Annotated in this window: 25 protein-coding genes; 13 read left to right on the plus strand and 12 right to left on the minus strand. The window is 42.6% G+C overall.

What is annotated here, in order from left to right; genetic code table 11:
• Positions 1-954: 954 nt before the first annotated feature.
• Both ACQYAD_RS07350 and yjfP read right to left on the minus strand, forming a co-directional pair.
• A complete protein-coding gene (locus ACQYAD_RS07350) occupies positions 955-1263 on the minus strand; it encodes a metal-sulfur cluster assembly factor (protein WP_430236745.1) in 309 nt (102 codons plus the stop codon).
• Positions 1256-2083, minus strand: a complete 828-nt coding sequence (gene yjfP / locus ACQYAD_RS07355; protein ID WP_430236747.1) for an esterase — start codon at positions 2081-2083, stop codon at positions 1256-1258. The genes ACQYAD_RS07350 and yjfP overlap by 8 nt, the downstream gene beginning before the upstream one ends.
• Positions 2084-2282: 199 nt before the next feature.
• Between yjfP and ACQYAD_RS07360 the strand changes: the two genes are divergently transcribed.
• From ACQYAD_RS07360 to ACQYAD_RS07370, 3 genes are all read left to right on the plus strand, one after another.
• Positions 2283-3095 carry a Cof-type HAD-IIB family hydrolase gene (locus tag ACQYAD_RS07360; protein WP_430236749.1) on the plus strand — a complete coding sequence of 271 codons (813 nt, stop codon included), beginning with the start codon at positions 2283-2285 and terminating at the stop codon, positions 3093-3095.
• Between the two features lie 103 nt (positions 3096-3198).
• On the plus strand, positions 3199-3351 hold the full coding sequence (locus tag ACQYAD_RS07365; protein ID WP_430236750.1) for a hypothetical protein: 153 nt from the start codon (positions 3199-3201) through the stop codon (positions 3349-3351).
• Between the two features lies 1 nt (position 3352).
• Positions 3353-3538 (plus strand): DUF3813 domain-containing protein, encoded by a 186-nt coding sequence (locus ACQYAD_RS07370; protein WP_430236751.1) that lies wholly within the window; start codon positions 3353-3355, stop codon positions 3536-3538.
• Between the two features lie 34 nt (positions 3539-3572).
• Here ACQYAD_RS07370 and ACQYAD_RS07375 read toward each other — a convergent pair whose 3' ends face one another.
• Together ACQYAD_RS07375 and ACQYAD_RS07380 are read right to left on the minus strand one after the other, a co-directional pair.
• Positions 3573-3980 (minus strand): Gmad2 immunoglobulin-like domain-containing protein, encoded by a 408-nt coding sequence (locus tag ACQYAD_RS07375; protein ID WP_430236752.1) that lies wholly within the window; start codon positions 3978-3980, stop codon positions 3573-3575.
• Between the two features lie 14 nt (positions 3981-3994).
• Entirely contained in the window at positions 3995-4837 is an 843-nt protein-coding gene (locus ACQYAD_RS07380) for a YitT family protein (protein WP_430236753.1), read from the minus strand.
• A gap of 150 nt (positions 4838-4987) precedes the next feature.
• Between ACQYAD_RS07380 and ACQYAD_RS07385 the strand changes: the two genes are divergently transcribed.
• The gene (locus ACQYAD_RS07385) at positions 4988-5845 is read left to right on the plus strand and encodes a DegV family protein (protein WP_430236755.1); all 858 of its coding nucleotides are present in this window, start codon (positions 4988-4990) and stop codon (positions 5843-5845) included.
• A gap of 176 nt (positions 5846-6021) precedes the next feature.
• Here ACQYAD_RS07385 and ACQYAD_RS07390 read toward each other — a convergent pair whose 3' ends face one another.
• Together ACQYAD_RS07390 and ACQYAD_RS07395 are read right to left on the minus strand one after the other, a co-directional pair.
• Positions 6022-6153, minus strand: coding sequence for a DUF3941 domain-containing protein (locus ACQYAD_RS07390; RefSeq protein WP_430236756.1), 132 nt, complete (start codon positions 6151-6153; stop codon positions 6022-6024).
• Positions 6154-6403: 250 nt separating this feature from the next.
• The gene (locus tag ACQYAD_RS07395; RefSeq protein WP_430236759.1) at positions 6404-7267 is read right to left on the minus strand and encodes a CvfB family protein; all 864 of its coding nucleotides are present in this window, start codon (positions 7265-7267) and stop codon (positions 6404-6406) included.
• A 118-nt stretch (positions 7268-7385) separates the two neighbouring features.
• Here ACQYAD_RS07395 and ACQYAD_RS07400 point away from each other — a divergent pair, with 118 nt between their 5' ends.
• Positions 7386-7877 carry a YajQ family cyclic di-GMP-binding protein gene (locus tag ACQYAD_RS07400; RefSeq protein ID WP_430236761.1) on the plus strand — a complete coding sequence of 164 codons (492 nt, stop codon included), beginning with the start codon at positions 7386-7388 and terminating at the stop codon, positions 7875-7877.
• 274 nt (positions 7878-8151) lie between these two features.
• Positions 8152-9021, plus strand: coding sequence for an SDR family oxidoreductase (locus ACQYAD_RS07405; RefSeq protein ID WP_430236762.1), 870 nt, complete (start codon positions 8152-8154; stop codon positions 9019-9021).
• A 223-nt stretch (positions 9022-9244) separates the two neighbouring features.
• Here the strand turns inward: ACQYAD_RS07405 and asnB are convergent, their stop codons facing one another.
• Complete coding sequence (asnB, locus tag ACQYAD_RS07410) at positions 9245-11092, minus strand: asparagine synthase (glutamine-hydrolyzing) (protein WP_430236763.1); 1848 nt, start codon at positions 11090-11092, stop codon at positions 9245-9247.
• Positions 11093-11269: 177 nt separating this feature from the next.
• Here asnB and ACQYAD_RS07415 point away from each other — a divergent pair, with 177 nt between their 5' ends.
• On the plus strand, positions 11270-11836 hold the full coding sequence (locus ACQYAD_RS07415) for a DUF2777 domain-containing protein (RefSeq protein ID WP_430236765.1): 567 nt from the start codon (positions 11270-11272) through the stop codon (positions 11834-11836).
• Between the two features lie 41 nt (positions 11837-11877).
• Here the strand turns inward: ACQYAD_RS07415 and ACQYAD_RS07420 are convergent, their stop codons facing one another.
• Positions 11878-12237: a YisL family protein gene (locus ACQYAD_RS07420; protein ID WP_430236767.1), complete on the minus strand. Its 360-nt coding sequence runs from the start codon at positions 12235-12237 to the stop codon at positions 11878-11880.
• 273 nt (positions 12238-12510) lie between these two features.
• On the opposite strand from ACQYAD_RS07420, the gene ACQYAD_RS07425 reads away from it, so the two are divergent.
• From ACQYAD_RS07425 to ACQYAD_RS07450, 6 genes are read left to right on the plus strand one after another with little or no spacing between them, the layout of a single operon-like run.
• The gene (locus ACQYAD_RS07425) at positions 12511-12732 is read left to right on the plus strand and encodes a spore germination protein (protein ID WP_430236770.1); all 222 of its coding nucleotides are present in this window, start codon (positions 12511-12513) and stop codon (positions 12730-12732) included.
• A 17-nt stretch (positions 12733-12749) separates the two neighbouring features.
• Positions 12750-13007: a spore germination protein GerPB gene (locus tag ACQYAD_RS07430; RefSeq protein ID WP_430236773.1), complete on the plus strand. Its 258-nt coding sequence runs from the start codon at positions 12750-12752 to the stop codon at positions 13005-13007.
• Between the two features lie 35 nt (positions 13008-13042).
• On the plus strand, positions 13043-13678 hold the full coding sequence (gene gerPC, locus ACQYAD_RS07435) for a spore germination protein GerPC (protein WP_430236776.1): 636 nt from the start codon (positions 13043-13045) through the stop codon (positions 13676-13678).
• The gene (locus tag ACQYAD_RS07440; protein WP_430236778.1) at positions 13668-13850 is read left to right on the plus strand and encodes a spore gernimation protein GerPD; all 183 of its coding nucleotides are present in this window, start codon (positions 13668-13670) and stop codon (positions 13848-13850) included. The genes gerPC and ACQYAD_RS07440 overlap by 11 nt, the downstream gene beginning before the upstream one ends.
• A 2-nt stretch (positions 13851-13852) precedes the next feature.
• Entirely contained in the window at positions 13853-14248 is a 396-nt protein-coding gene (locus ACQYAD_RS07445; protein WP_430236780.1) for a spore germination protein GerPE, read from the plus strand.
• 44 nt (positions 14249-14292) lie between these two features.
• Entirely contained in the window at positions 14293-14511 is a 219-nt protein-coding gene (locus tag ACQYAD_RS07450; protein WP_430236783.1) for a spore germination protein, read from the plus strand.
• A 102-nt stretch (positions 14512-14613) separates the two neighbouring features.
• Here the strand turns inward: ACQYAD_RS07450 and addA are convergent, their stop codons facing one another.
• From addA to ACQYAD_RS07470, 4 genes are all read right to left on the minus strand, one after another.
• Positions 14614-18375 carry a helicase-exonuclease AddAB subunit AddA gene (gene addA, locus ACQYAD_RS07455; protein WP_430236785.1) on the minus strand — a complete coding sequence of 1254 codons (3762 nt, stop codon included), beginning with the start codon at positions 18373-18375 and terminating at the stop codon, positions 14614-14616.
• The gene (gene addB / locus ACQYAD_RS07460) at positions 18368-21853 is read right to left on the minus strand and encodes a helicase-exonuclease AddAB subunit AddB (protein WP_430236788.1); all 3486 of its coding nucleotides are present in this window, start codon (positions 21851-21853) and stop codon (positions 18368-18370) included. The genes addA and addB overlap by 8 nt, the downstream gene beginning before the upstream one ends.
• Before the next feature lie 126 nt (positions 21854-21979).
• Positions 21980-22531, minus strand: coding sequence for a signal peptidase I (gene lepB / locus ACQYAD_RS07465; protein ID WP_430236790.1), 552 nt, complete (start codon positions 22529-22531; stop codon positions 21980-21982).
• Positions 22532-22559: 28 nt separating this feature from the next.
• Positions 22560-23183 carry a TVP38/TMEM64 family protein gene (locus ACQYAD_RS07470; RefSeq protein WP_430236792.1) on the minus strand — a complete coding sequence of 208 codons (624 nt, stop codon included), beginning with the start codon at positions 23181-23183 and terminating at the stop codon, positions 22560-22562.
• Positions 23184-23219: the final 36 nt, after the last annotated feature.

Consider the following 23219-nt stretch of genomic DNA (forward strand, 5'->3'; position numbering starts at 1 on the left):
GAATCCTTTTTTCTTCCAATAAGAAAAACCGGGCAAAAACCGCCCGGTCCTTTTTAGTTTGGCTGATAAACGGAGTCTGTTGATTTCCACTCCAGGCACTCGCTTTCCGGGGGGCGTTCCGGTGAAGCCAGTAGTGACCGGTTTGGCCTGAAAAGTTGGAGAAGCGGGCATTACGGGAGCTAGTAATGACCGCTTAGGCCTGAAAAATAGGAACATTGGGCATTAGAGAAGCTAGTAATGACCGGTTTACCCTGAAAAATTGGAGAAGCGGGCATTACGGGAGCTAGTAATGACCGCTTAGGCCTGAAAAATAGGAACATTGGGCATTAGGGAAGCTAGTAATGACCGGTTTACCCTGAAAAATTGGAGAAGCGGGCATTAGGGAAGCTAGTAATGACCGGTTTACCCTAAAAAATTGGAGAAGCGGGCATTACGGGAGCTAGTAATGCCCGCTTAGGCCTGAAAAATAGGAACATTGGGCATTAGAGAAGCTAGTAATGACCGGTTTACCCTAAAAAATAGGAACATTGGGCATTACGGGAGCTAGTAATGACCGGTTTGGCCTGAAAAATTGGAACATTGGGCATTAGAGAAGCTAGTAATGACCGGTTTGGCCTGAAAAGTTGGAGAAGCGGGCATTACGGGAGCTAGTAATGACCGCTTAGGCCTGAAAAATAGGAACATTGGGCATTAGAGAAGCTAGTAATGACCGGTTTACCCTGAAAAATTATAAAGAAAACTCGCCGATTGGCGAGCCTTTGGCGGTTCAATGAGGCGTAGTTGCCCTTTACCACCGTCCCGGGCCTTCGCCTGACTAGGGCACCCTCGAAAAAGCTGTCGCTTTTCCTTCGTGCGATGATGAAGCTGCCGAAGAATTCCTTATCCTTGCCCGTCGTGCGTTCAGAATTTATGGATATACAAAAAACAGCAGTTTGCCTGCTGTTTTTTCCTTGATTAACGGATTCCTAGTGCGATTTTTGCGTATCTTGACATCATGTCTTTATTCCATGGTGGATTAAAGACAATGTTGACCTCAACATCATTAATTTCCGGAATGTCTGCAAGAGCTCGTTTGACTTGATCGACAATTGTTCCGGCAAGCGGGCAGCCAATCGCTGTTAACGTCATCGTAACCGTCACAACACCTGCTTCATCCATTTCGATATTGTATACCAATCCCAAATTGACAATATCAATGCCCAATTCAGGGTCAATGACCAATTCAAGGGCACCCAGCATATTTTCCTTTAATTCTTCATTCATAAATGTTCACTCCCACTCTGTTCGTTTCCCGCGTCTTTTGTGGAGACCGGTTATTGAGATATTGCTTAAACCAATCAACCGCAGCTTCAACACCGGCTATGCTGACATTGTGTCCAGCATGCTCGTCCGAAATAAAAGCAAGCTTTTCCTCGTTTCCGGAGTACATCTTGCGGATGGATTCGAAAAATCCACGGGTTAGTTCATAAGGAACCATTGGATCCTTTTTACCATGCCAAAACAGCAATGGCCGATTGGCAAGCTTTTGCGGCTGAAGGCTTAAATCGTATTGACGGATTGCTGCGATTTGCTCTTTGATTTCTTCGTCTGTGAAAGGGAGATGAATTCCTTGTTTTTTTAATTGCTCTAGCTGCCAATAAGAAAATTTCTCATATGCAGGCATACCCATTAAACTGACAGCCGCTTTGATCCATGGATATTGGGTTAAGGCACCGAGAGCAGCGATCCCGCCCATTGACGTTCCAGCAACGCCAACCTCGCCATCCATTATCAATTCTTTTTGATCATAATGTTCTTTCACACTTTTGATCTCTTCAATCGTTGCCAAGACAATTTCCCAAAAGCGTTGATAAAAATCTTCTGGTTTTAAACCCTTGGTTCTTTCCCCGTGGTATAACGCTTCCGGCAGGACGACGCGAAAACCGGCATCTGCCAATAGATACGCATAATGCAAATTTCGTTCCTTTACGCTTGTAAATCCATGGATAAAAATAATCAACGGCAGCTTTTGCCAGCGCGCATCGTGCTCGGCAACATGAAGGAGCGGAATCCCTTCGATCCGTTCCTTTTCAATGATGATCAATATTTTCCCTCCCACAGCATAAAGATAGTATACAAGCTGCAAAAAACTTTTTAAGTGAATTTTTTTACAGGTACTATATAAAATTGGTAACATAGTTACCATAAGAAAGAGCAAAAAATCAAATACTAGTTGTATTGTAGCACGTTGTTGGCTTTTTTCGAAATCAAATCCACTGAATTTTATTGAAGAAGGAGAAATTATGGCAGATAGACATTTAATTGCGCTCGATTTAGACGGTACATTGTTGAAAGATAATAAAACCATATCCAAAAAGACAAAAGAAATAATTCAAAAAGCAAAAGAGTTAGGTCATATTGTAATGATTGCTACCGGGAGGCCTTTTCGGTCAAGTGAAATGTATTATAACGAACTGGAGCTGAACACCCCCATTGTTAATTTTAACGGCGCTTTTATTCACCATCCAAAAGATCCAAGCTGGGGATTGTTCCATTCGCCGCTGGATATTCATGTTGCCAAACAAATTATTGATGCCTGCCGCACATTCCAATTTCACAATATCATTGCAGAAGTGATGGATGAAGTGTATTTCCATTACCATGATGAAAAATTGTTGGATATTTTCAGCATGGGGAACCCCAAAATTACAACTGGTGACTTGAGTCGATATTTAACAGATTCCCCAACAAGCTTGCTCATTCATACAAACGAGGATGATTTGCAAAAAATTCGCCAGCATCTTTCCGACGTGCATGCAGAAGTAATTGAGCAACGCAGCTGGGCCGCTCCTTGGCATGTAATTGAAATTATTAAAAGCGGTCTCCATAAAGCAATTGGTTTAAAAAAAGCCGCTGACTACTTTGACATTCCCCGAGAGCGGATTGTGGCATTTGGCGATGAAGACAATGATTTGGAAATGCTTGAATATGCCGGCCGGGGCGTGGCGATGGGAAACGGAATTGATCAAGTGAAAGCAGTTGCAAACGATGTAACCCTCACAAATGAGGAAGATGGGGTCGGTGTTTATTTGGCAGAATTGTTAAATATTAAATAAGACGCTATGGTTCATTGAATACCTTCTTACTGGGGCATACTATTTTTGAAACGGCTCAAACGCTGTTTCGGCAAGCTCACGAAACTATTGGAGGGATCCCGAGATGGGTAAACGAAACAAATCGAAGCGCTTTGTCCAACAAGGAAAGGATACCGTCAATAAACATGCCGAACGCATCCCCTACCATATGACGTATGCGGAAGCGGAAGCCTATAAAATGGCTAACGGGCATCATTCCTCCATGGAGGGAATATAAGATGGGAAATCGGCTTTTCCAGGAAGCAAGAAGATTTGTGGAGGCGGCCAAATCAGCAAGTCCGGCTGAGGAGCAAGCAGCTGTGGAAAAAGCGAAGAATGCAGTAAGCTCAGCTTATGCGAACTCAACCGCTGCCGAACAAAGCCAGCTCCAAGAAATGCAAAATGAGCTTGAACAACTAAGGTAAACAAGAAGCTGGCATTCAAAGGGATGCCAGCTTCTTAATGATAAAATTTTTCCAATACAATGGAATAGGCGTGAACTATTTTTCCTTGAGCATCGCGTTCATAAGCATAAAAAATGATTGTTCCATTCGGCGGAAGCTGCTCTTTCGCAAGATTGATTTTTACCTTAAACGGCAGCCACTTTGATTTATCGGCTTTTTTTGCCAAAGTTTTTTCCGGAATGAGGACATTGTGGCCATCTTCCACTGTGTAAAAATAAGTGCCCTCCCCCACCTTTACCTGTCCGGTAACGGTATAACGGCCACCGCTGCCAAGCACTTTCACATGCCGGATCTGCACGTTTTCATTGCGAATCTTTCCTGAATATGCCGCATCAGCTGAAGGCTGAACTACATTCATAAATAGCATGAAAAAACTTAAATAAAACAAGATTTTCTTTCGCAAAATTTCATCCTCCTTTAATCTCTGCGAAACAAGCCAACAACACTGGCCGTGTGCACAATATTGGTAAATGCCTTTGGATCTACTTCTTTTATAATTCTCTCCAATTCAAAAAGTTCGTAGCGGGTAATAACGATTACCATCATGTCTTTCGTTTCATTCGTGTAAGCCCCTTTAGCCGGCACGGTCGTAATCCCGCGGACTAGCTTTGCTTGGATCGCTTTTTTCAGTTCATCGCTTTTTTTTGTAATAATCATGGCGGTCAGCTTTTCATGCCTTGTATGAATAGTATCAATGACCCTTGTTGAAGTATAAAGGGTGACAAGTGTGTAAAGGGCTTTTTCCCAGCCGAATAAATAGCCGGCTGTAAGAATGATGATTGCATTCATGAGAAATAGATAAGTTCCAATTGGTTTGTCTTTTAATTTCGACAGTACGAGGGCAATGATGTCGACTCCCCCTGTCGAAGCCCCCCACTTTAGCGTTAATCCGACACCGACAGCTAAAATGACGCCACCAAATACTGCATTCAACAAAATATCGTGTGAAACGGCTTTTAGCGGAATTAATTCCAGAAATAAGGATGAAAAGATGACACTTAAAAAACTATAAAACGTAAAAGACTTTCCAACTTTTTTCCAACCAAGAATGGCTACAGGAATATTAAGCAGGAGCAATAAATACCCCATTGAAACCGTTAGCGGTGTGAATACCGTGAGAATTTTTGAAAGCAGCTGGGCGATTCCCGTAAACCCGCTTGAGTACACATTGGCCGGACGCAAAAACAAATTCATCGAAAGTGCATTGAGAAGTGCGCCAAAAATAACGACAGCTGTTTTTTTCGTTTGCAGCCAAATCATCGGATCAACTCCTTTTTACTATTATTGTCAAAAACCATGCAGATGTATGATACAAAATTATATTTTTACGGCCATTTTTAAAAGATTGTGTTTTTAGAATGAAAACGCTAAACTGAAAAAGTATAAATTTGCTTGAAAGCAGGTGAGCTTATGCACGTGAAAATTCTGACAGACAGCGCATGCGATCTACCACTTGCGTTTTATCGAAATGCGGGCGTTACGTTGCTTCCACTAAAAGTTCAGCTTGATGGCAATGAATATGAAGACATCAAGATGATTCAGCCTAAAATGGTTTATGAGGCGATTCGAAACGGAAAAACACCGAAAACATCACAAGTCTCTCCATTTCTTTTTGAAAAAATATTCACGGATATGGCCGAAAAGAATGAAGATGGACTATACATTGCTTTTTCTTCGCAGCTATCTGGAACCTATCAAACCGCAATGATGATTCTCGATCAAGTAAAAGAAAAATATCCAGACTTCGGACTTACGATCGTGGATACGAAGTGCGCATCAGTCGGGCAAGGATTGATTGTAAAAGAAGCGGCTAAATTGGCAGCAGACGGTGCTTCGAAAGAAACGATTTTAAAAGATGTTCGTTTCCGGGCACAGCATATGGAGCATTTGTTCACAGTAGAGGATTTGGAATATCTCGCCAAAGGCGGCCGCGTCTCAAAAGCGTCAGCATTTCTCGGCGGATTGTTAAATATTAAGCCGCTTCTTAACATGGAAGACGGCAAACTTGTTCCAATCGAAAAAATCAGGGGCAAGAAAAAATTGCTTCATCGATTAATTGAAGTAATGTATGAACGCGGTGCGCATTTATCAGAGCAAACCATTGGCATCAGCCAAGCCGATAACGAGGAAACTGCCGAAGAAATTCGTCGGATGATTGAAGAAGCCTTTCATCCAAAAGAAATCTATATTTCGGACATTGGTTCTGCAATTGGTTCGCATACTGGCGCCGGAACGATTGCTGTCTTTTTCCTCAATCAACTGCCTTAAATGAAAACTCGCCGATTGGCGAGCCTTTGACGGTTCATGAGGTGTAGTTGCCCTTATGCAATCAGAATTTATGGATATAAATTCTGATTAGCGAACGAAAAGGAGTGAGTTTTTCCTCACTCCTTTTATTTGTGCCGAAAACAGCCAATTATAGCTGTGCCTGTTTACCGCTTCACTTATAAATGATTTGTTTTTTTCGAATATTCGTTTTTGCCTGCTTTGCGATTTTTCTCGCGCATCCTATTTTTTTCATGGTGAAGGGCATTATTGTCCTGCGCTTTTTTATCATTATCAGAAGTATGCGGCATCTAAACTCTCCTTTCTTGTTCGCTAGTACACAGCTAGTTTCTGCTGTTTTTTACAAAGGTATGTAAATGAAAACTCGCCGACTGGCGAGTCCTTTGGACGAAGACAGAGGCGTAGTTGAATTTATCCCGCTCGTTGATGCCACATCCTGTGGCACTCGCCTGACTAGGACTTCCTGTCCGTCGTGCGTTCAGAATTTATCCATATAAATTCTGATTAGCTAAAAAAACAAGCATATAAAAATGCTTGTTTTTACTCTTTTTTGCTATAGGTCCAGCCGTTTTCTTGATACACTTTTCCTTGTTTTATTAATGTTCCAAGCGCGCGCTTAAAGGCCGCTTTGCTCAAACGAAACCGTTCGTAAATATCTTCCGGCTGGCTTTTATCACTATAAGGCATGGCACCGTTCCGGCTTTCTAAATAAGCGTAAATTCGCTGGGAATCATCACCGGCTGCCTCCTGTTTCCGCGCCAATAAGGAGACATTAATCGTCCCGTCTTCTTTAATATCGATAATCCGCCCTTCGACTTTCTGACCAAGACGGGGTTCTTCTCGTCTTTGCGATTCGTGAATAAAACCTTTGAAGCCTTCAATGGTATAAATCCAGCTTCCTACCTTTGCAGTGCGGTAAATAAATCCCTGAACATTTTTATTAAAATCCTTCCTTGCTGCTTTGACGGCAATCGATTGAATCACTTGATCCGTAGCCAATTTTGCATATAAAAGATGGTTTCGGCTCACGCGGATAGTGGCATAAACCATGTCACCCGGCTTGGGCCAAACCGATTTATGTGCTGGCAAATCTTCTTCACCAAGCAGCAATTCTTTTTGGATTCCGATATCAAGAAATACGCCAACACCCGGCTTTACAGCTGTTACTTTTAACCAGCCATATTGCCCTGCTGTCATTTCCGGAATCTTCGCACTAGCCGAAACCCTGCCCTGGGAATCGGTGTACAAAAACACTTCAAGTTTCTCTCCGATTTGCAAGTCTTGATCGGTTTCATTTTTATGCAAAAGAACATCTTCAGTCCCGTCTGATAAAAAAAAGCCAAATGCAGCAGCTCGGACGACGGTTAACTGGGCTGTTTGCCCGACTTGTTCAATAAGTGACAATTGGAATTCCTCCTCTTCATTTCCAAAGAGTTGTTTGAACTGCTATATTTTACTATAATGAACCCGTAAAGGGAAACTTTAGTTTGAAAAGTATAGAAAATGCAATGGGGGTTTAATCATGTCGAAAGATAGTTCATTTGATATTGTTTCAAAAGTTGATTTTTCCGAAGTCACCAATGCGGTAACACAAACGATGAAAGAAATCCAAACACGCTATGATTTTAAAGGGAGCAAAAGCGATGTTACCCTCGAAAAAGAAGAGCTTGTTCTTGTTTCCGATGATGAATATAAATTAGAGCAGCTGAAAGATGTCTTGCTAAGCAAATTGATTCGCCGGCAAATCCCCGTTAAAAACCTTGATTATGGAAAAATTGAAAAAGCATCCGGTGGAACAGTCCGCCAGCGGGCAAAGCTGGTTCAAGGAATCGACAAAGAAAACGCAAAAAAGATCAACACCATCATCAAAAACAGTGGACTGAAAGTAAAAAGTCAAATCCAGGAAGATCAAATCCGCGTCAGTGGCAAAAACCGCGATGATTTGCAAAAAATCATTGCCGCTGTTCGGGAGGCAGATCTTTCAATTGATGTCCAATTTATCAATTACCGGTAGTGGTTAAATGAAAACTCGCCGACTGGCGAGTCCTTTGGACGAAGACAGAGGCGCAGTTGAATTTATCCCGCTCGTTGATGCCACATCCTGTGGCACTCGCCTGACTAGGACTTCCTGTCCGTCGTGCGTTCAGAATTTATCCATATAAATTCTGATTAGCGAACGAAAAGGAATAATCCCCTTTTCGTGTCAACATGGTTCTCTCCATTTATTTCCATGTTTTTTCCTTGTTCAAAAAGGAATTATGTAAATAGATGAATTGGAGGGATGAGAAATGAGTAACCAGCAACCGAACAAGAATGCCTTTCCAGCGCAGCATCAAAACCGGCAGCCTGGCATCGAAAGCGAAATGAATCCGCGCCCAGACTTTGTGGATCCGAACTATCAAGGAAGCGGGAAACTGGAAAATAAAACGGCCATTATCACTGGCGGGGATAGTGGAATTGGTAAAGCGGCAGCCATTTATTTTGCAAAAGAAGGAGCAGATGTTGCGATCGTCTATTTGAACGAAACAAATGATGCCGAGGAAACAAAGCAGTTCGTTGAAGCAGAGGGGCGAAAATGTCTGCTTTTTGCCAAGGATATTGGCAGTGAAGACAATTGCAAAGAAATCGTACAAGCCACACTGAAAGAGTTTGGCCACATTGATATACTTGTCAACAATGCTGCTGAACAGCATCCGCAGAAAAGTTTGCTGAATATTACTTCTGCTCAACTTGAAAAAACGTTCCGCACCAATATATTTTCTTATTTTTATATGACAAAAATGGTGCTTCCACATTTACAAAGCGGTGCTTCGATCATCAATACTGCCTCCATCACCGCTTATGAAGGAAACGAGCAGCTGCTTGACTATTCTGCAACAAAGGGTGCGATTGTTTCATTTACACGTTCACTCTCTAAATCGCTTGCGCCGCAGGGGATTCGCGTGAACGGGGTTGCGCCCGGGCCGATATGGACGCCGCTAATTCCCTCAACCTTTCCTGCTAACCAGGTTGCTTCTTTTGGCAGCACGACTCCGATGGGTCGAGCCGGTCAGCCGTATGAACTAGCGCCAAGCTATGTGTTCCTTGCTTCTAATGATTCTGCTTATATTAGCGGGCAAATGATTCATGTGAACGGCGGCACTGTTGTAAACGGATAGCCAAATAAATGAATTCAACCGTGTAGTCATGCTGTGTTTTTTAAAACGCAGCTTTTTTATACACCAGAATTTATATGACCGGAAATCAACAGACTAGTTGTCAGAACCAAACTAAAAAGGACCGGGCGGTTTTTGCCCGGTTTTTCTTTATTGGTAAAAAAACTTGCTGTTTAGCTAAACAAAAACAGCTGCCCCCTATAGCTCGAAGCAGCTGTTTCTTTATCTAGTCGACAACATTAATAGTGTATTTTTTAAACCAAAAATGAACTTGTGCCAAGTAAGCTAAGAGCTGCGGTCCTGTCATTAACTGGCCGAACCATGGCTCTTTAAAAGCAGCGCCACCTGTATCAACAATGCTCCTCAAATATGCATGGTCAAAAAATTCATACAGTGCCGATGATTTATCTTTCATAATCTCTTCCATTAATGATTGAACGATCCTTGTATACTCGGGATGATGGGTCTTCGGATAGGGACTTTTCTTGCGATAGAGCACATCTTCCGGCAATACGCCTTCAAAGGCTTTCCGCAAAATTCCTTTTTCGCGATTCCCGTACATTTTCACATCCCACGGAATATTCCAAACATATTCAACAACCCGATGATCGGCAAACGGCACGCGTACCTCAAGGCTCGCCCCCATGCTCATCCGGTCTTTGCGATCAAGAAGTGTTGTCATAAACCAAATCATGTTCAGATAGAACAATTGCCGGCGCTGGGTTTCTACCGTACTTTCCCCTTCAAGAGCAGGCGTTTCTGCAATCGTTTCTTGGTATTTCTCCATTACATAGTCATGGAGCCGCAATTTATTGCGCCAATGCGGAGCCAGCAAGTTCTGCCTTTCAACAACGGAACGCATCCATGGAAAACCTTCCCGTTCCAGATCGGCTTTGCGGTGAAACCATGGATAGCCGCCAAAAATTTCATCGGCACATTCACCAGACAAACTCACCACAAAGTCCTTTTTGATTTCTTTACAAAACCAGAGCAAGGATGAATCGACATCGGCCATTCCCGGAACATCTCTTACATAAACTGCCTCCAGCAAGTCATGCGCCAATTGTTCCTGGGTAATAATTTTTTTATGGTGTTCAGTTTGATATGCTTTTGAAACCATTTGAATATACACTTCGTCAGCGTTTGGCTGAAACTCATTTGCTTTAAAGTGGATATCATTACCTTCATAATCAATGGAATACGTATGAAGTTGGCCTTTGCCCTGAGCGGTAAAGCCTTGAGCGGCAATCGCTGTAATAATACTTGAATCAAGGCCGCCAGATAAAAAGGTACATAATGGAACATCGGACACAAGCTGGCGCGTTACCGCATCGGTTACAAGCTCGCGAACTTTCTCGGCCGTTTCTTCCGCACTGTCTTGATGTTGTTCGCTTTTCACATTCCAATAGCGCCAGATTTTCAAGCCGTTTCTCGAAAACGTGAGGGCATGACCTGGACGAAGCTCTTTTAAACCTTTGAAAATCCCCGAACCTGGTGATCTTGATGGGCCAAGGCCGAACACTTCTGCCAATCCTTCCCGATCAAGCACGGCATTAATTTCCGGATGGGCAAGGATGCCTTTAATTTCTGATGCAAAAATCAAGCCAGCCTTATGTTCGGCAAAAAATAACGGTTTGACCCCCAGGCGGTCACGCCCTATAAACAGTTGCTCTTTCTGCTGATCCCAAACCGCAAACGCATAGATTCCATTTAAATAGTTTACGCACTCTTCCGCCCATTCTATATAGGCGGATAACAGAACTTCTGTATCAGAATGCCCTTTAAAGGAATATCCTTTAGTAAGGAGGATTTTGCGAATATCTTCAGTATTATACAGTTCGCCATTGTAGCAAATCGTGTACTCGCTCCCATTTGCCTGTCTGGTCATCGGCTGCCTTCCGCCTTCCGGGTCGACCACAATCAACCGTTTATGGCCAAATCCAGCGTGTACACTCGCCCAAACATTTGTATCATCAGGCCCTCTCTTTTCCAAGCTGTTTGCCATGCCTTCAAGAATATCCTTTTCGTTTCGCAAGTTCCGTTGAAAATCAATCCAGCCTGATATTCCGCACATATTGAAAGCCTCCTCTCTCCAATAAATGGAGCATGGTAAAATCCTAAACACATGTTTTATAGTATTCAGCCCATTTTAATTGGTAAATTGTCCAAAAAAATCGCGCCCAATTAGTTATAAAATCTCTCCAAGGTGTCTACAAAGAAAAAGAGAGCACCAACGTTTGGAGGTCAAATAATGAATCACGAGCCAACAAGATCAAAACTGTTTGAAACACAGTTGAGAGCCTATACAGAAGGTACAATTGAACAAATAAACGATCAATGGATCTTTTTTGACGGGGAAACAGAGGAAGCGATCAGGATGGAAGACTTTCTTCAGCAAGAAGTTGAAGTTTTTCGATTGAATCGCTGGAAAAAAGGAATTCTGGCCGAAACGGGAATTTTAGAAGTTGGAAAGGATCGGATTTTACTGCGCGACCATGATCAAATTCGGGTTCGCAAACAGCTAATTTACTCACTGGAAATGTTATTGAACAGCATCAATGAAGATGCTTTTTTCCAATTTGTTACAACTTTAAATTCTTTAAAATTTTCTGTTTACGATTGTCTTTACTGTTATAACCATTTGTCATTTTTATCGGATGATCAGCGCAAAGATGGGGTCAATTTTATGGTTTTTGACAACCAGGATGCCATCTGCAATGTCCAGCACCACTTTTATTATTTTGAAAAAACAAGCGATCGTTTTGAATTCACCCTTAATACCGGAAAGCGATTGATTATCGAAAAATTAATAAGTTAAAAAAACAGAGGATGACTCCGATTCGAACCATCCTCTGTTTTTTATTGAAATAAATGAAAACCAAGCGGTAATTTCAGCCCTAAATAAAGAACAAGTAAAAAAGCAACAACAAATTGAATCCATAAAACGGTAACCGGCTGTTTTTTTGCCGTTCTCAATAAAATCAATTCAAATAGTACAAGAATCCATAACCCGACAACTGCTTTTAGAATATACAATAAGCTAATATGGGCTATGCTGGAAAGGAGAATCCCGCCTGTTGCCAAAATCAGCAAGTACATGACCCGTAAAATCATTTGCAAAATTTTAAAGCCTTTTTCATTTCCTTTTTTGTTTACGTTTATAGCGATAAAAAATAAGATAAGGGCTATCACCCATGTCGTAATGTGGGCATGCGTCATCCCTCTTAACCTCCTAAACAAATGAATTGGTTCGTTATCGTTTTCATCATATCATAGCAAAGCTGAAAACACGAAAAATAAGATTAATACAGTGTTATTAGTAAAAATCAGCAAAGATTACGAACCATCCACATTTCCAGCCCGATTTTAAAGCAGCAGCCGAAAGAAATTTGGGCGTTTTAATCACATTTGCCCAAACTCCACATAAGATAGAAGTGATAACTATCTGGGCTGTGCTTTTAACAGCCAATAAAAACGAAAAGGGTGTCGATGATGCCAGCAATTGTAGGAGTTGCCCAAGTGCTTACGCTCGGAAGCAGTTCTGTCTTTCATATTGGCGATGTATATAAAATCATGCCGCTTTCTAACGCAAAAACATTCTCGGGTGCTGGTTCATTCAATACCGGCGAGACATTAAAAGTGGAAAACAGTCAGAGTACAACAAACACATATGATTCTGATGGGATCGATCAGGGAATTATTCTGAATGCATAACGAATAGGTGATGAAAAATGAATTTCTACATCCAACAATCGATTCATATTCATTCTATCAAAGTCGGCGGGATCACAAACTCTTCCGTTTTGCAGATTGGCAGTGCAGGCATCATTAAACCTGCCTCCTATCTGTATAATACTGGAGGGTTTACACAGCCGGCACCAGTTGCCTTGAAACAGCCCGAAACCACTACAACACCTCATTTGCTTGCACCATCCGTACCGTTGCATGCACCTATTCGAAACTCAAAGCAAGACGGTAAAACGATTTGACGGGGCAAAAAGAAGCCAATTTGTGAGGTGATGAAATGTTTCAAAATTACAATCAATACCTTCAATGGCTGCAAAGTTGCCTTCAAGCACAAGAGAGTCGAATTATCGCCTTAGAGAAAACAGTACAACGACTTACAGAAGAAGTAACATCGCTAAAAGAAAAACCGTCCATCCATGTGGATACCATTGAATATAAATTTGACCAGCTAAAAGTGGAGACCCTTGAAGGAACGTTAAACATCGGATTAAATCCCGGTGAATTGCAGGGGATCGAGGACTTTGCCGTTAACCACAACAACCAAGCGGCAGAAACGCCGATCCCACCGCAAAAACAAATGCAACGAGCAATGGAAATTGAAGAAACCATTTTACATTATCTTGAGAGCGACCTGCCAGTCATTATTGAAGAAACCCAAAAGAAACTGGGAATTCAAGTGAATGAAGCAGCTTATTTACCATTTGTTAAAGAGGATATTAAAAAACAGCTTCCAACCAGGATTGATTTTCACTTAAAAGCAGCGGCCAAACAAGATCGTTCTCCGGATAATACAAAAGAAAGCAACGAAAAAATCATTGAACGGCTGAAACAAGAAATTCAAAACGGTGTGACCGTATTTTTTAAACACCTGCCAGAGATGGGGAAAGGAATGAGCAAAGAAAATGAACTTTGAAGTTTATAACCGCGAGCTATGTGTAGACTCAATTAAAATCATTGGGGTAGCCAGTTCCTCATTAGTAATGGTTGGTGACACGCAGACGATTCAGCTTGCATCCACGTTTGATACGCCACCAGAATCCCTAATAATCGGTCCATTTGTTCCACTTGAAATGGATGTGTCCTAACGATGCTTCAGCGGACGGCATATGTTGATCACTTAAATGTCAAAGTTGTATCATTTGCTTCAATGCTTCAAGTCGGGGATGCGAAAATCGTCAATAGCTTTTCGAGGGCATTGGCGGTTCATCGGGAAGTGGAGATTTTTTTTGGAAATGAAGGCAATTTTTCCAGTTATTCTGTCTTTAACGAACCGATTCCGCTCCCCCCAGTAACGGAAGATTTTTCTTCAGCAACCACCCATTTCAATCCAGTTATTAAAGTAAAGCAAATGGATGTAATCGGTATTTCAGCCGCTTCAGTTCTGCAGATCGGCAATAGCGAGCATGTTTCAATGGAAGCAAGGGTAAAGCATATACGCCAGTTACTACCAAGAGTAGAGGAGCAAACGGCCGGCAATGCATAAATTGCCAAGTCTTTTTTCACCACCACCAAAAAAGGATGTTTACCATGCCAGCAATAATTGGACCTGTTCAAATCATTAATGTCGCAGGCGGTGTTGTCCAATTCGGAGATGCATTGTATATCTCGCCAAAAGCTACTTCTAAAACGAATGCAGGTGCCGGGGGTTTTAACACCGGAGGATTGATCATTACAAATAATGGATTGAACGGGACGAATGTTCTGGATACCAACCTTGTTGACTTACCGATTGTCGGAAATAATTAATCCATAACCTGCCAGCACTGCAACTTCCGCCAGAACAGTATACCCGAATAGGAAAAAGGTAAAATGACATAAACCCAAAAAGGTTTATGTCATTTTTCATTCCTACTCGACTTCCAAAATATGGGCACCGTCAAAGAAGAATAAATAACGCTCCGTTACTTTTGTTTTCAAAATTTGTTCAATTGCTTTGGCATAGAGCTGAATTTGGATTCGGTAGCGGTCCTCAAGTACCGGCCGCGCCTGTTCAAATCCACCTTTAAACCGGTCGGTAATCCCGTCCGACTTGTAATCTACTAAAACAATCCCTTTTCGATCTTCAAAAATGCAATCAATGACGCCTTGAATGAAAACAGGCTCATCCTCCCCCTTCCACGAAGGATAAATTTGCATGGCATTGAGCGAAAGCGTAAACGGCACCTCGCGTTGAATTTTTTTCGCCCCAATCATTCTTTGACCTAGAGGAGATTGAAAAAAGTCAACGACCAGTTTTGGATCAATGGCTTGTTTTTGCTCTTCTGTCAAAAGCTCTTGAAACTTCATGTTCTCGAGCAATTCTTTGATTGCATCTGCGTCAATTGGCTTCGTTAAATCAACATGCTGCATAACCAAATGAAGTGCTGTTCCTCTTTCTGCTGAGGATAGCGATTTTTCCTGCATAAACCTTGGTCTGGACGAGATCGCTTTTTTAAAGGGACGGATCAAATCTGTTCCGCTGTATTCATCGGAAACCTCCCGTTGCCGTTTGATTTCGGAAACAGATTGTTTAGAGCGGTGGCGCGCTGCATCTTCAAAAGCGTATTTCCAGGAAAACCGTTCCGCTACTTCAGGCGCAAACGGTGACTGAACCGGTATCTTCTCCAATCGCTGGACCTTTTTTAATACATCGCCTTCCTCCGCTTGGGTATCCGCTTTTTGCTTGTGAATCTCCTCTGTCGTCCATATGGAAACACTCCACGCGGAAGGATGATCGGAAATTTCTTCATTCAACTGGAAAGTTCCATTCTTCTCTCCCGCCTCAAAATCACGATGGCGGACAAGAGCTGGACCAATCCAATCCAAATAACTGCGTGCTGATGCCCGTTCAAAATCCTTTAACAGCCAATTCGCATTCGACCCTGCTGCATTGAGCCACTGTTCTATTCGTTTTTCAGCATCCTTTACTGAAGCGATGAGGTACAGGCTTTCTTTTGCTCTTGTCAGGGCTACGTATAAAATCCGCATTTCCTCTGCAAGAATTTCCATTTTTTTCTTCCTTTTAAATGCAAGCTGCGGCAGAGACGGGTAGGTGATCCGCTTTTCTGGATTTACATACTTTGCGGCGAAGCCGAATTCCTTATCGAGCAAATAAGGTTTCATGATATCTTTTTTATTAAACTCCCTTGCCAGTCCCGCGACAAAGACGACAGGAAATTCAAGGCCTTTACTGCTGTGGATCGTCATAATCCGGACAACATCCTCCTGCTCGCCAAGGGCTCGCGCTGCACCGAGATCGCTCCCCCGCTCCATCATTCTTTCAATAAAGCGCAAAAAGCGGAACAAGCCGCGAAATGACGTTTCTTCATACTGTCTGGCCCGGTCATAAAATGCCCGTAAGTTGGCTTGCCGCTGTTTTCCGCCAGGCAAGCCGCCGACAAAATCATAAAATTTCGTATCGCGGTACAGCTGCCAGATTAACTCGGACAGCGAACCTTGCCGCGCCATCGACCGCCAACGGTCAAGGTGTTGATAAAATGGAATGAGCTTGCTGTCTAATTCCTCTTCACCTTTATGCCTGTTGCGACAATAAGAAGAGACTGCATCCCAGTAGGAACCCTTTTTGTGCTGAATACGGATCTTGGCCATGTCTTCTTCATTGAGGCCAACAATCGGCGAGCGAAGCACGGAGGCAAGCGGAATATCCTGTGCCGGGTTGTCAATGACCCTTAGAAGAGATAACATGATCGCTACTTCTGTTGCTTCAAAATATCCCGTTGATAAATCCGCATAAATGGGAATTCCCTGCTGTTTGAACTCTTCCATAATTTGCGGCGCCCATGTCATCGAGCGCAGTAAAATAACGATATCGCGGTACATCATCTTCCGAGAGGATTTCGTTTTCGGATTGTAAACTTCTGCTCCATTTGCTACCAGTTCTTTCATTTTTGCAGCCATTAGCTTTGCTTCAAGCTGTGATGCTTCTAATTCTACTGCATCAAGCTCGTCCGTCTCGCTGGTCTCCTCTTCCGTTGTCTCTTTTTCCTCTGCTTTTTGATCGATAAGAAGCAATTCGACAGGATGCGGTTTCTCTTGCGGATATGGAGCGCCAAGATGCAATTCTGCCGCTTCATCGTACTCAATTTCGCCTACTTTTACCCCCATAATCTGTTTAAACAAAAAATTGGTACCTTCTAGAATCTCTTTACGGCTGCGGAAGTTTCTTGCAAGATCAATTCGCAATCCAAACCGGCTGCCGTCATACGTAAATCGATGATACTTTTCCAAAAACAAATGGGGTTCCGCAAGGCGAAAACGGTAAATAGCCTGCTTGACATCCCCTACCATGAACAGATTCCCATTTGGCTCTTCATCCTTTGAAACGAGCCGAACAATCGTTTCCTGAACCATATTCACATCTTGGTATTCATCAATATAAACTTCTTTAAAGTGGTTTCGATAAGCAAGGGCAGCTTCTGATGGCTGCAGTTCGCCTTCATCCGTTATTTGTCCAATTAAAATCTCGAGGCAGTAATGCTCCAGATCGGAGTAGTCGACAAGCCCTTTTGCTTTTTTTAGCTCTGAGAACCGCTCATGGAACGAAATCACCAGATTAACGAGCGTCTCGATTACAGGTTTCATTTCTTTCATGTCTTGGAGAAAGCTCTGCGGTTTTCGCGAAAACAGCTCGTCCTTTAAATCCTGAATTTTTTTCTTCGCTTGATCGCGCAGCTTGTTCGCCTTATCGGTCAGCTCTTTGAGATATTCGCCGCCGCGAACCGTTTTGGCTTTTGCAAACGAATAGGTTTGCATTGCTTCATAAAGGGTTGACCATGAATCTTTCGCAGCGGAAAGCAACGTATCGATTAAAAGTAAATCCTCCTCAAACGTGGCGGCTTTTGGGGCTGGACCGCCAGGAAGCTTAGTTAGATCGAAGGCATTTACAATCATTTCACGCGCGGCAGTTAGTTGCAATTCAATATCGTAAAGCAGTGCCTGAATAAACGGCAACCCATCTAAATCCGCATCCAAATCGACATCATACATGGTTACAATCGACTTCAAATACTGCTCCGGCACAGGATTGGATCGGGCAAAATCGTAGATGGCACGCACGATGTCCTGCAAAGCGGCATCGCTCCGGTCATTTGTAAAGGCATCGACAAGTTTGAAAAATGCTTCATTGTCTTTTTTTCCATACTCGGCTTCAAATAATTCATCGATGACTTCATCCCTTAATAATTGCGCTTCTGTTTCATCAGCAATCCGAAATCCTGGATCCAAATCAATCGAATAATAATACTTGCGAATGACGTCCATACAAAAAGAGTGAATCGTTGAAATCGATGCTTTGTTTAATAATCCGAGCTGTTTGCGTAAATGCTTTGAATCCGGCTCGCGGATCAAAGCTGCTTCTAGCGCTTCACCAATCCGGTGACGCATTTCAGCAGCCGAAGCACTTGTAAACGTGACAACTAAGAGTTCATCAACATTGACCGGGTCTTCCTTGGAAAGAAGTTTTTGAATGATTCTTTCAACAAGTACAGCTGTTTTTCCAGACCCGGCTGCCGCTGCAACAAGAATGTTTTTATTGGTTGCCATGATCGCTTTCCATTGATCTTCTGTCCAGGTCGCACCGCTTGGCATTGGGGGAACGATAAGTTTAGTCATACACTCTAACCGCCTTTCTGATTAACTCCATTGTCTCATCATATCCTTTTGGCATCAGGTTGCGATATTGGTTCGTTTCGATTGACTCATCAAACTGGCAAACAGACTTGTATGCGCAAAATGTACATGGTTTTTTGTCTTTCATTTTATAGGGATCAATAGCAGTATTGCCGGAAACAATTTCATTTCCGGTTTTCTCGTACAATTGCCGCATAAATTGCCTTAGATCCGTAAAATCTTCAATCGTTGCAACTTTGGAGTTTTTCGTCAAGGTGCCATCTTTCTTAATCCCTGCCGAGATGATTTGGGAATTGCCGGTCTCAAGGGTACGATCCATCAACTGAATGACATTTTGGTCATTTAAAACAAGGCCATTCATTTTAAACTTTTTCAACATCTCCTGCTCAATTTGTTCAATCGTCAGCAGTTTGGTTGAACTAACCATTGGGTTATGCACATGGAAGTAAAGTACACCAGCAGGACTTGCCTCTACTTCTACCAGCTCTTTGGAATGAGCGATGATGATGTCTAAATAGGTCAGCATTTGCAAGGAAAGTCCATAATAGACATCACTTAAATTTAAATCTTTTTCACTTGACTTATAGTCAACCACCCGTAAATAAAGCTGATTGTTCGCATCTACTGCTTGATCAACCCGGTCGATTCTGCCGACAAGCTCCATTTTCTTTCCGTTTTTCAAAGAAAAAGACAGCGGAGGAAGCTTGCCGTTCGGACCGAAACTCAGCTCCAGGCCAACTGGCGAAAAACCGCTTGACTTCGCATGTTCGCTAAGAATAATGGATGCTCTTGTGATGATTTGTTCCAGTTTTCGTTTAATATAATGATGCCTTTGGGAGCTTAAAAGAATTTCATTTTGCAGTTTTGGTGCCAAAGCATCAACGGCTTGTCTGGCCAATTGTTCACACTGGGCTCTCGTTAAATCCGACCATGAAATTTTTTGCTCGTTGACAACTTCGGCAATCTGTTTCAGTGCGGCGTGGAATAATTCGCCAATATCCGGTGCTTCAAGCCTGTAGATTTGCCGCTCACGAAGCCGCAGGCCATGCTGGGCAAAATGCGAAAACGGACAGCCATTAAAAAGTTCCATTCTCGAAACACTTGCTTGAATGCTGTCTCCATACAATTCTCCTGATACATCGCTTGAAAGCCTTACCGTTTGATTTTCATAAAATAAACTGGCAAGAACTTTCATTAAAATCTCTTTCCAACTGCTATCTAGATATTGGTTATATACATCCCACCAAAAATCGTTTATCGGGTACTTATGCTTCTTAAGCTGCAATTGCGATGTTAAATAGGAAAGGGTTGTTGCCCTGCTGGCAACAAATTGCAGCTGCTCCGATTCCGGCAACTCAGCTGGATCGCTTGTAAAAAAGCGCTGAAACCGATTTGGAAACAACTCTTCGATTCTTTTAATATAGCTTGAAGGAATTAAGGCTTTCCCTTCATCATTTGCTAGCGGGTAGCTGAGATAGAGGACTTCTGACGGCGTCGTGAACGCTTTGTAGGCCAAAAAGTTCTCATCCAGCAAGCGAATCCGGCTGCTTGGCGCCAGCTTTATACCCGATATGGAAAGACGCTCTCTGTCTTCATCGGCCAAAAGCCCGTCATCTGAAATTTTTGCCGGAAGCACCCCTTCATTCAAGCCAATCACAAATGCTGCCCTTACCTCGGAAAACCTTGACTTTTCCAAATCAGCAACAAGTACTTGATCCAATGCCGGCGGAATCAATGAAAAATTTAATGAATCAAAGCCGGCTTCTAAAATAGCAGCAAATTGTTTCAGTGGCATTGTTTCCTCACCAAGTACTTCGACATACTGGTCGAGGAGGTCGATCACAGCATTCCACACTTGTTCATGTTCGCGCATTTTTACAAGATTGCCTGTCTGTTCCGCTTCCATTTTCCATTTTTCAAGCTTTGCCGGAATTTCCATTTCTTCTAAAAATAAATAAACGGCTTCAGCTAATTTTCTGCCGTTATCCGCTTTTTTCAGTCTTCTTGACAGCCGTAAAATAGGGGCGGTGATCATCAGCCGCAATTCGTTGATTTGCTGTTCAATTTCTTTTTCTGCGTCTGTTTGAACACTTGTTTCCAGCTCAAGGCCGCGTATTCGTTTGTAGATCCAACGGTCTTTCCGTGTCCATTTATCACCTTTAATCCCATATGCAAGTACATAATTCTCCAGATGATCCATCTTCTCCCGCATCTTGATGCGACTTTCCTCTAGCGGGTACAACAATTCCGTTTTAACTGCCCTAAAAATCGGTTCATACCGCCAGTAGCCATTGATTATTTCAAGCGTTGATCGAATGAGCTCAATTAGCGGGTGATTCAACATTGTCCGCTTTTGGTCAATAAAAAAAGGAATCTGATAATCGCGAAAAACCGGCTCGATGATGTCATGATAATCGCGGCCATTGCGGATTAACACGGCAATATCGCGGTAGCGGTACCCCTTTGTGCGCACCAAGTCAAAGATTTCGCGGGCAATTCCCTCAATTTCCGCCCGGCGGTTTACGGCCTGGCAAAGATGGATTGCCGCTTGTCCAACAAACGGTTCATGCGGACGCACGTCGAACTTTTCTTCTAAATGCTGTAGTGACGGTTCGCTCCATTTTTTCGCTTTCTGAAGCTGAAGCGGTTCTTCAATTTGGATTCCTTCTGTTTTTGCCATTTCGTAAATTGTATAGGAAGCACTGCCTGGCATTCGAAATAAATGAAGTTCATCCGGTTCGCGCTCAAGACAGCTGCGATCATCTGCCGTCATGGCAACCGTTACCCGCTGGCAAGCCTTCATTAATTCGTCAATAATTTGATATTCCTGCGGCGTAAAACTGTAAAAACCATCTAGATAGATTTCTGCGTTTTGCAAATACTTGGAGGAAGCAATTTTTTCCGCCAAAAGTCGGAAATAATCTTCTGAATCAATATACTTTTGAAAAATTGTTTCTTCAAAATTTTTGTAAATAATCTCAAGATCATGTAATTTATCTTTCAGAGTCTTCGGCGTTCCATCCCGCAGCTGCTCATGAATTAATTCCTCCGGACGAATGCAATACCGTTTAAATTCAAGCATCATTTGTTCGATTTGCTGAATAAATCCATTTTTATCCGCAGCCTGCCGGAAGATGTGCAACTGTTCTTTCTGATCCTCAATAATTTTTCGGATCAGCATGCTGATGCCAACACTGCTCAAGTGATAGCGGCTGATCCCGCCTGTTTCCTGTAAAATCCGCCATGCAAGCCGCGAAAAACTGTATACTTGCGCGCGGATCATCCCCCCGATTTTCGGGCTGGTTGAGAGCCGATATTCGGATAAAAATGTCATTTGTTCGGGTACAATATAAATAATCGGGTCTCCGGCCGGATTTTCCAGCAGCCGGGACTGGATTTCATTCAGGCATAACGTTGTCTTTCCGCTTCCTGACCTACCCATTATCATTCGTAACGACATCCTGCTACCCCCACTTCTATTCTAACTCCTTGATTTCCATTCTACCACAAAAGGGGTACAAACGTTTGGAATAACCTTTGGTTTTTTCAGGAAAAAAAGAGTGTGGTTTTCCCACACTCTTAACGTTTAAAAACGAGTATCCACTTCACTTAATGGCCAGTAGCGAAGATCGACTTTTCCGACTACCTGACTCGTTGAAATAAAGCCAAAATGACGGCTGTCCCAGCTTTCAAGCCGATTGTCGCCAAGGACGAACAATTTCCCTTTTGGAACGGTTGAGACACCAGTAATTTCTTTTAATGTAAAATCACCTGTCAGTTTTCCATCCGCTTTTTTACGGTAAACATCCAAAAAAGGCTCTGTAATCTTGCGACCATTTACATACAATTGATCATCCTGGTATACAATCTTATCACCCGGCAATCCGATCACTCTTTTCACAAAATCCTCTTTTTTATTGGCATGGAAAACAATGACATCAAAACGCTGCAAATCATTTGCGTTATAGCCAAGTTTGTTGACAACGAGCTTGTTTCCGCTTTGCAGTGTCGGCATCATAGATTCGCCTTCCACTACATAGTTTGAAAAGAAAAAGGTTCGAATAAAGACAAAAATAATGATTCCAATCGCAAATGCCTTTACCCATTCCATTCCTTCTTTTTTCCATTCTGTTCTCATCCTCACTCCTCCAATTTCACCCTCTGCGTCATTCTACTTCCCCATTATGGGCTTTTTCCATACTTTTATTCATCCTTATTTCAATTCTCTTGCCCGCATACCATAGAATAAAAACAATCACCGCAACAATGATCGAGCGAAGCGGTTTGGTCACCAAAGAATGAAGATCATAGCCAACAAAACTTATGGTAAAAATCATCACCATTTTGCCGATCGTCAGCGCTAGCATATATTGAGCAACACTGATTTTTGAAAGTCCCGCAACAATATTAATGATAGCAGACGGTGTAAATGGGAAGCACATCAACAGAAAAAGCGGTCCAAATCCATGGCGTTCAACCCAGTTCATCAACTTTTGTACTTGCGGATGCCGCGACAAAAACACGAGAACTCTTCTTTGACCAAACTTCCTTACAAGCAAAAACACGAGAAATGCCCCGGTAATTGCGCCAATCCATGAAAAAAGAAAACCGAGCCATAGACCAAAGGCGTTTGCATTGGCCAAGACAAATAAGAACAAAGGAAGAAATGGCAGGAATGCTTCGAGCATTGGCAGCAAAATACCCGGCAGAGGCCCAAATGAACGATATTGGCGAATTAATTCCATGATATTTTCAAGCGTGAACCACGATTGAAACGCCGCAAAATCCATGAACCTCTGCCTCCTTTTTTAAAATCCAACCACACC

The sequence above is a fragment of the Neobacillus sp. SM06 genome (assembly GCF_050496765.1).
GTDB lineage: Bacteria > Bacillota > Bacilli > Bacillales > Cytobacillaceae > JAEVLT01.